This is a genomic window from Roseovarius sp. BRH_c41 (assembly GCF_000961715.1).
Classification (GTDB): domain Bacteria; phylum Pseudomonadota; class Alphaproteobacteria; order Rhodobacterales; family Rhodobacteraceae; genus Roseovarius.
The window spans coordinates 65,039-72,973 of sequence record NZ_LADY01000011.1 but is presented as its reverse complement, the minus strand read 5'-3'; the positions used below and the strand labels follow the sequence as shown (position 1 = coordinate 72,973).

Sequence of the window (7,935 nt, the reverse complement as noted above, 5' to 3'; positions counted from 1 at the left end):
ACGCCAAGCGCGTTGTAGGCGAAGGCGAAGAACAGGTTCTGCTTGATGTTCCGCAGGGTGGCGCGGGCGAGCTTGCGCGCCCGCACGATGCCCATCAGGTCGCCGCCCAGCAGGGTGATGCCTGCGCTTTCCATCGCAACATCGGCCCCGGTGCCCATGGCGATGCCGACATCGGCGGCGGCGAGCGCGGGGGCGTCGTTCACCCCGTCGCCCGCCATGGCGATCTTGTGGCCGTCGCGGCGCAACTGGTCGATCAGGTCCTTCTTGGCCTCGGGCAGGATGCCTGCGCGCACCTCGTCGATGCCGAGCTTGCCCGCCACCGCCTGCGCCGTGCGTTCGTTGTCGCCCGTCGCCATGATCACCCTTAGCCCTTGGGCATGAAGTTCCCGAATGGCCTGCGCGGTACTCTCCTTGATCGGGTCGGCGACCGCCACGATGCCGACGAGCGCGCCGTCAAGCGCGACGAACATCGCCGTCTTGCCCTCGGCGCGCAGGGTGTCGGCCTTTGACTCGGCCTGCGCGGTGTCGAGCCCCATCTCCCGCATCATCGCCGCGTTGCCTAGCGCCACCGCGCGCCCACCGACCCGGCCCTGTACGCCCTTGCCAGTGACGGCGTCGAAGTCCGTGGCCTCCTGACGCGGCGCACCCTGCGCCTCGGCTCCCTCGACAATCGCCTCAGCCAGCGGGTGTTCCGAGCCACGCTCCAGCGCTGCGGCCAGCGACAACAGGTCGGTCTCGGTGACGTCCCCGAGCGCAACCGTATCGGTCAGCTTCGGCTTGCCCATGGTCAGCGTGCCGGTCTTGTCGACGATGAGCGTATCGACTCCTGCCATTCGCTCCAGCGCCTCGGCGTCCTTGATCAGCACGCCCGCCTGTGCGCCGCGCCCCGCCGCCGTGGTGATGGAGATCGGTGTCGCCAGCCCCAGCGCGCAGGGGCAGGCGATGATGAGGACCGACACGGCCGAGGCGATTGCGAAGACCAGCGCGGGCTCCGGGCCGAAGATCAGCCAGACCACGAAGGCGACGATGGCGATGACCACCACCGTCGGCACGAATATCGCCGACACCCGGTCGGCCAGCCCCTGGATCGGCGCGCGGGACCGCCGCGCGTTCGACACCATCGCCACGATCTGCGCCAGCACGGTATCGGACCCGACCTTGCCTGCCTCCATGACCAGAGAGCCGTTCTTGTTGATCGTGGCGCCCGTCACCTCATCCCCCGGCCCCTTTTCCACCGGCATTGACTCGCCGGTCAGCATGCTTTCGTCCAGCGACGAGCGGCCCTCGATCACCGTGCCGTCGACCGGAATGGCGTCGCCGGGACGGACCCGCAGCCGGTCGCCCTCCATGATGTTCTCCAGCGGCGCATCGTATTCAGTGCCGTCCGGCAGGATGCGCCGCGCGGTCTTCGGCGCCAGATCCAGAAGCGCGCGGATCGCATCCCCGGTGCGTTCTCGCGCTCGGAGTTCCAGCACCTGGCCCACTAAGACCAACGCGACGATCACCACCGCCGCCTCGAAATAGGTGCCGACGCCGTGGCCCATCCGGTACTGTTCCGGAAACACCCCCGGCAGGAACGTCGCGACGAGCGAGTAAAGGTAGGCCGCCGCCACGCCGATGCTGATCAGCGTCCACATGTTTGGGCTGCGGTTCACAATGGAGTCCCAGCCGCGCCGGAAGAAAGGCAAGGCGGCCCAGAGGATGATCGGCGTTGCCAGCACGAACTCGAGATAACTTGCGGTCTGATGCCCGATCCAGTCGCGCACTGACAGCGCGACCAGTTCACCCATCGTCAGGATGATGAGCGGCACCGCCGCCGCCGCCGAAATCCACATCCGACGCGTGAAGTCGGTCAGCTCCTCGCTGGGCTCATCCGACGGCACCATCGGTTCCAGCGCCATGCCGCAGATCGGGCAGGACCCCGGCGCATCGCGGACGATCTCGGGATGCATCGGACAGGTGTACTGGACGTTGGCCGGAGCAGCCTTCTTCTGTCCGGCGGCCCGGCCCGAGGCGTAGAACCACGGATCCGCCTTGAACTTCGACTGGCATTTCTCCGAACAGAAATGAAAGGTCTCTCCCTGGAACTCGGCGTGACGCCCGTCCGGCTTGACCGCGACCGTCATCCCGCAGACCGGGTCCTTTGCGGTATTCGCCCCCGCCGGAATGTCGGGCGCCGCGTGATGGTGATCGTGCTCCATAGTCTGCCAGCCTTTCGATCTCTTGTTTCAGCTTGCCGCTTCCAGCCGTTGGAAGCTCAAGCTCTTTTCAATGGTGGTCGTGAGCGCCTTCCAGGGCGGGATTCCGTGCGAGGAAGATTCCGACGAACAGGAACACCAGCGCCATGCCGATCGCACCCAGGACGACGATCAAGGGGTCGGACTGCCATTTCATCGCGGCGAAGGCGGCCAGCACCACGGCATCAAGTGCGATTGCCGTCAGCAACACCCAGCCCCGAGCGCCGATTTCTTCGCGCAGATGCCGGAACACGCCGAAATGGATGATCATGTCCATCACCAGATAGAAGAAGGCCCCGAGCGAGGCGATGCGGCTGAGGTCGAAGAAGACCGTCAGGAAGCCTGCGATCACGACGGTGTAGACGAGTGTGTGGTCCTTGATCGTGCCTGGCATCCCGAAATGGCTGTGCGGGATCATCTTCATGTCCGTCAGCATCGCCAGCATCCGCGAGACGGCAAACACGCTGGCGATCAGGCCCGAGGCAGTTGCCACCAGCGCAAGCGCCACCGTCAGGTAGAAGCCGGTTTGCCCGAGGGCTGGTTGGGCCGCTTCAGCCAGCGCGTAGTCCTTCGCCGCCACGATGCGATCGAGCGGCAGGCTGGAGCCGACCGCGAATGCGACCAGCAGGTAGACGACGACGCAGATGGCGATGGACAGGACTATGGCCCGGCCCACGTTCCGATGCGGATTGGTCACCTCGGCGCCGCTGTTGGTGATGGTCGTGAACCCCTTGAAGGCGAGAATGGACAGCGCGACCGACGCCACGAACCCACCCGCACGAAAATCTCCGCCCGACGCTTCGAACGAAATGCCGCTGGCCCACAGACCGGCCGCCCCGAACAGCGCAATGCCGCCCACCTTGAGAATGGCCATGATAATGGACAGCAGCCCGACCGACCGGTTGCCAGAGACGTTCACGAGATAGGCGAAGACGATCAGCCCCACGCCGAGGACCGGCACGAGAATGCTGTCCGGATCGCCGCCGAAGGCTCGCAGGGTGTAGGTTCCGAAGGTGCGAGCGACGAGGCTTTCGTTGATGACCATCGACAGCGCCATCAGGAGAGCTGCGCCCGCCGCGACCGTCGTCGGTCCGTAGGCTTTCTTCAGGATCATCCCGATGCCGCCCGCAGACGGGTATGCGTTCGACATCTTGATATAGGTGTAGGCGCTGAAGGCGGTCACGATGGCGCCGACCACGAACGAGAGCGGGAAGAGAGGCCCGGCGAGTTCGGCGATCTGGCCGGTCAGCGCGAAGATGCCCGCGCCGATCATCACGCCGGTGCCCATGGCTACCGCACCGGAAAGGGTGATGCTGTTCTTCTGGTACTCGCTTCCGGTCATGGATTTCCCTTTTCAGGCTTTTGCCGCATGGCTACCCAAAGCAGTGGCAGGCCCGTCAAGAGGCCGAGGCCAAGTACTGCCCATGTCGCCCGGCCCAGATCTCCGCTCACCGCCTCGCCGCCGAAATGGGCCAGCAGGAAGCTTGCCGGAATGATCCCCGCCAGTGTTGCCAAGGCGAAACGCCAGGCGTGCAATCGGCTCAGTCCGGCCGCGTAGCTGATCATGTCGAAGGACACGAAGGGCATCAGGCGGCTGGCAAGAACCGTCGCCGTCAACGCGTTCTGCGAGCCGAGCAGCCCGGCATCGACGCGGTCCCCGAACACCCGCCGCAGGACGTCATGCCCCAGAACCCGTGCGAGACCGAAGGCGATCAGCGCCCCGAGCTCGGCGCCGATGACGACCTGCACGGTCCCCCAGAGATGTCCGTAGGCCGCTCCGGCCGCCAGTGCGATGGGTGCACTCGGGATTGGGCTGGCCACGACCGCGATGGTCATAAGCGTGACGATCAGGACCGGCCCCCAGAGACCCGCACGCGCCACCAGCGTTTCCAGACGCTCGGGCTCCAGGAGGCTGCGCGCCTCGGCGAACACCGAAGGCGCGAACTGCCAGACAGCGAGCAGTCCGATGCCGAGGATCGCAAGGCCCGCGAGAATGGTGACGCGCAGGCTCATCTCAGACCGCCGCGACGGCCTTCGCCAGGAGGTCGCGCACCTCGCCCGCCACGGCCGTCAGTTCGGCGTTCTCAATCGCCTGCATCGACGCCACAGGATCGATGGCGCTGACTTCCACGCCACCGTCGACCTCGCGCAGGATGACGTTGCATGGCAGCATCGCACCGACGCGCGGTTCGATCCCGATGGCCTGATGCGCCATCTTGGGGTTGCAGGCGCCGAGGATGCGGTAGGCGGGCATCTCGACATCTAGCTTCTTCTTCATCGTCGCCTTGACGTCGATCTCGGTCAGGATGCCGAAGCCGTGGTCGGTGAGGGCCTTCCGCGCGCGAGCGTCGACGTCGTCGATACCGGCGTCGGGGAACATTCGATTGATCGTGTAGGTCATTGCCAACTCCTTTTTTCTATTTCCGAAGATACTTGATCAGCGCTGCTATGGCCAAAACCAGCAGCACGAGGATCAGCAGGCCGAAGAGCCAGCCAAACCCCATTCCGAAACCCATTCCGGGGCCCATGTCGTTCCAGTTCATCATCTCATCCTCCTGATTTTTACCCGCAGGGTGCGTCTTTTGGCCGGCCCTCACGACAACATGGGGCAGGACAGACCAGGATCGGTGCCGGGCGGGGCGCCATGTCCGGACGACCCGCTGGGATCAGACGGACGCCGTGACCGCGAATTCGGTCATCATCCCCGTCGTAAGGTGCGGCATGTGGTGGCAATGCAGCATCCATCGGGCGGCCTCACCGACATCGAGGGCGACATCGACCATCGACATCGGTGGCACGTGAACCGTGTCGCGTAGTGCACCGGCGACCCGACGCCCGTTCAGCCCGACGACCTGGAACACATGGCCGTGCAGATGCATCGGGTGCGCCATCATCGACATGTTGTGGAACGACAGCACGACCCGCTCACCGCTGCGTGCGGTGATCGGCTGGTGCTGGCCCCAGACTGCCCCGTTTATCGTCCAGACGTACGGCTGCATCGAACCGCCCAGCATCAGCATCTGGCTGCGGTCCACGGGTCGATCCGGCAGAGCGTCCAGCGCGATGAGGCGCGCCTCCTGCGCCAGATCGGTGTCGAACGCGGGCGCTTCGGCATCCGCCATTGCATCGAGACGCCGCACTTCGGCACCCTGCGTGGCGAGGATCAGGCCGGTGCGCTCGCGCGCGCCTTCGCGCAGGGCGAGGATCGGCCAGGCGCCGCCTTCGTGCGGCAGGTCGATCTCGATGTCCAGACGCTGGCCCATTGCCAGACCGAACCGCGTGCCGGCGAGAGGTTCGACCGCGTGCCCATCTACCGCGACCAGCCGCGCCTCGGCACCGCCGGTCTCGATCCAGAATACCGTCGCCGCAGCGGCGTTGATGACCCGAAGCCGGATACGGCCACCGCGCTCGACCTGGACCACCTCCGGGTCCGACAGGGTCCGGTCATTGGCGAGATAGGCGTCCCAGTCATAGTCGTTCAGGTCCATGGCCATGCCGCCCATCTGGCCGCCCATACCCATCATCCCGCCCATTCGGGGCATGTTGCCCATCGGCATGCCGCCCGTGGCGCCATGGCCCATGGCCCCGTGATCCATGCCCTGCATCGCCCCCATGCCTCCCATGGGAGCGCCCTGATCGGGCAATGCACCGGCACCATGGCCCGCGCCGTGCCCGCCGCCATGACCTGCGCCGATCTCGGCCAGAACCTCCTCGGGGGCCTTGAAGGAGAAGTCATGAAGGAACATCACGACGTCTTGCCGGTCGGCAGCAACGTCCTCGGCCGAGCGCACGATCAGCGGCGCGGCGAGCAGCTTCATCTCCTGGGTGGGCACATGGCTGTGCATCCAGTGCGTGCCGGGCCGTGCCTCGAAGTCGTAGGATCGGGTTTCACCCGGTGCGAGGAGGGGCATCGGCATGTCCGGCACACCGTCCTGCGCGTTGGGCGGGATCTGTCCGTGCCAGTGGATGATGGTACCGACGTCCAGGTCGTTGGTCAGATCGACCCGGAACCTCTGGCCGGGGTCGAGGATCAGTCCCTGACCGCCGGGGCCGGCAAGCCCGAAGACCGTGGCAGCGCGACCGTCGATGTCGAGCGTGCGCGTCGCAGCGGAGAGGCTGATCGGCGCCACCCCTTGCGCGAAGGCGATGCGGGGCAAGTGTGCAGCGCCAATGGCGGCCGCACTTGCGGCAAGAAAGCCGCGTCGAGAAAGCATGTTCATGGTCGTCTCCTCGGGACTTCCGTCCCGTTCATCAATACCGATGGGGCGCCTCGGGCGTCTGCCCGGGCGCGCTCAGAGGAGACGGAGCTTGGGAGGTCGTTCGTTCAGTCCCGGCGCACGGCTGACGTGGATTGCCGCGGACGGGACGTCATGACTGGCGGCGCCGTAGGCGTGCCCGGCTTCCTCGCCTGCCGACGTCAGGAAGGCAGAGAGGCCTGCGCATACGAACTCGCACATCTCGGCATCGGCCGATCCACAGTGCTCTCCAGCGTCACAGTCGAAGCCCGAAATGACCGGAGAGTGCATCATGTCGGCGACATGCATCGCGTGATCCACACCGGAATTCATGCTCATGCGTGTCGCATGCGCGGAGGTCACCGTCGTCACCACGGTGATCGCGAGTATGGCAAGCATGGTGACGACACGTTCGAGCATGCTGCAAAGATAGGCATTGCTCACGAGAATGTCCATTGTCGCAGGCGCCTCGCCGCTGGCACAACGTGGTCTCGACCAAACGCGAATGTTATTCCGCAGTGATCGGGGATAGACGTCTTGAAAAAAGCTCTCCGAAATACTGTCGTGATCGGTCTGGTCGTCGGAGGTGTGATCCTCGCGGTCTTTGCTGGCTGGCGTTATGCCGGTACCGCATCCACCGCCGTGGCGTCGGCGGACATCATCGCGCAAGGACGCCAGATCTATGCGGATCAGTGCGCCGCCTGCCACGGCGCGGAACTGGAGGGCCAGCCGGGCTGGCGCTCGCCGCTTCCGTCCGGCCGGTTGCCGGCGCCACCCCACGACGCCAGCGGCCACACCTGGCACCATCCTGACGATGTCCTGTTCCGCATCGTTAGGGAAGGCACCGCCGCCGTGGTCGGCGGCGGATACGAGAGCGACATGCCCGGCTTCGCAGACGTGCTGAGCGACGCGGACATCCGCGCCGTTCTCGACTACATCAAGAGCACATGGCCAGAGCGCGAGCGCCGATACCAAGAGAGGGTGTCGGAGGCAAACTGACATTCCCCATGGTCGTCGGCTGCTACTCGCGCCAGGCCAGTTCGCAGACCGAGTTAGAGGAACGTCGCCGACCAGGTCAGCACCATGAAGCCGCCGAGCGACTGCATCATGTTGACCATCCGTATCGGCCCGGTTGCCTCGATCTGCGTGTACCCGAGCGTGGCGAAGTTGACGCCGGAGAAGTAGATCAGGCCGCTCCAGCATGGGTCGTAGCTGCCGTCGAAGCCTCCCACGCCCCAGCCCTGCAGCGCCCTGTAGACTGCGGCGAAAGCCAGGATTTCAATCGTGTGGAGCGCGAGCAGCCCGACGAACGCCACCATGATCGCCGCCTGCGGTCTCTCTTTCGAGTTCGGCTTCACGCCCCGGACGGCCAATAGCCCCGTAGTGGTGCGCGACCAGATGGCGGCCACCAGCGCGAAACCGAGCAGAAGCCCGATTCCAGTTGCAGCATGTTGAGCACTCGC

The 7,935-nt window shown here is 65.6% G+C and carries 9 protein-coding genes; 1 reads left to right on the top strand and 8 read right to left on the bottom strand.

Annotation, left to right across the window (positions count from 1 at the left end; genetic code table 11):
• The 7 genes from VR71_RS03705 to VR71_RS03680 form a co-directional block, all read right to left on the bottom strand.
• On the bottom strand, window positions 1-2,201 hold a 2,201-nt coding region (locus VR71_RS03705; RefSeq protein WP_045681291.1), incomplete at its 3' end, for a heavy metal translocating P-type ATPase.
• 67 nt (window positions 2,202-2,268) lie between these two features.
• Window positions 2,269-3,579, bottom strand: coding sequence for an APC family permease (locus VR71_RS03700; protein ID WP_045681289.1), 1,311 nt, complete (start codon window positions 3,577-3,579; stop codon window positions 2,269-2,271).
• Window positions 3,576-4,250 carry a VTT domain-containing protein gene (locus VR71_RS03695; RefSeq protein ID WP_045681287.1) on the bottom strand — a complete coding sequence of 225 codons (675 nt, stop codon included), beginning with the start codon at window positions 4,248-4,250 and terminating at the stop codon, window positions 3,576-3,578. Before VR71_RS03695 ends, VR71_RS03700 begins: the two co-directional genes overlap by 4 nt.
• A gap of 1 nt (window position 4,251) precedes the next feature.
• Window positions 4,252-4,638, bottom strand: coding sequence for a DUF302 domain-containing protein (locus VR71_RS03690; protein WP_045681285.1), 387 nt, complete (start codon window positions 4,636-4,638; stop codon window positions 4,252-4,254).
• A gap of 16 nt (window positions 4,639-4,654) precedes the next feature.
• Window positions 4,655-4,783: a hypothetical protein gene (locus tag VR71_RS24605; protein ID WP_264224588.1), complete on the bottom strand. Its 129-nt coding sequence runs from the start codon at window positions 4,781-4,783 to the stop codon at window positions 4,655-4,657.
• A 120-nt stretch (window positions 4,784-4,903) separates the two neighbouring features.
• Window positions 4,904-6,457, bottom strand: coding sequence for a multicopper oxidase family protein (locus VR71_RS03685; RefSeq protein ID WP_045681282.1), 1,554 nt, complete (start codon window positions 6,455-6,457; stop codon window positions 4,904-4,906).
• A gap of 72 nt (window positions 6,458-6,529) precedes the next feature.
• Window positions 6,530-6,928, bottom strand: coding sequence for a hypothetical protein (locus VR71_RS03680; RefSeq protein ID WP_045681279.1), 399 nt, complete (start codon window positions 6,926-6,928; stop codon window positions 6,530-6,532).
• A 186-nt stretch (window positions 6,929-7,114) separates the two neighbouring features.
• Here VR71_RS03680 and VR71_RS03675 point away from each other — a divergent pair, with 186 nt between their 5' ends.
• Window positions 7,115-7,471, top strand: coding sequence for a cytochrome c (locus VR71_RS03675; RefSeq protein WP_240757972.1), 357 nt, complete (start codon window positions 7,115-7,117; stop codon window positions 7,469-7,471).
• Between the two features lie 53 nt (window positions 7,472-7,524).
• On the opposite strand, the gene VR71_RS03670 is transcribed toward VR71_RS03675, so the two are convergent.
• A complete protein-coding gene (locus tag VR71_RS03670; protein WP_208990406.1) occupies window positions 7,525-7,881 on the bottom strand; it encodes an ion channel in 357 nt (118 codons plus the stop codon).
• Window positions 7,882-7,935: the final 54 nt, after the last annotated feature.

Bases quoted from the DNA above. Each gene is read 5' to 3' on its own strand.
- VR71_RS03690 (WP_045681285.1), bottom strand. From the start codon at position 4,638: ATGACCTACACGATCAATCGAATGTTCCCCGACGCCGGTATCGACGAC.
- VR71_RS03700 (WP_045681289.1), bottom strand. From the start codon at position 3,579: ATGACCGGAAGCGAGTACCAGAAGAACAGCATCACCCTTTCCGGTGCG.
- VR71_RS03685 (WP_045681282.1), bottom strand. From the start codon at position 6,457: ATGAACATGCTTTCTCGACGCGGCTTTCTTGCCGCAAGTGCGGCCGCC.
- VR71_RS24605 (WP_264224588.1), bottom strand. From the start codon at position 4,783: ATGATGAACTGGAACGACATGGGCCCCGGAATGGGTTTCGGAATGGGG.
- VR71_RS03680 (WP_045681279.1), bottom strand. From the start codon at position 6,928: ATGGACATTCTCGTGAGCAATGCCTATCTTTGCAGCATGCTCGAACGT.
- VR71_RS03695 (WP_045681287.1), bottom strand. From the start codon at position 4,250: ATGAGCCTGCGCGTCACCATTCTCGCGGGCCTTGCGATCCTCGGCATC.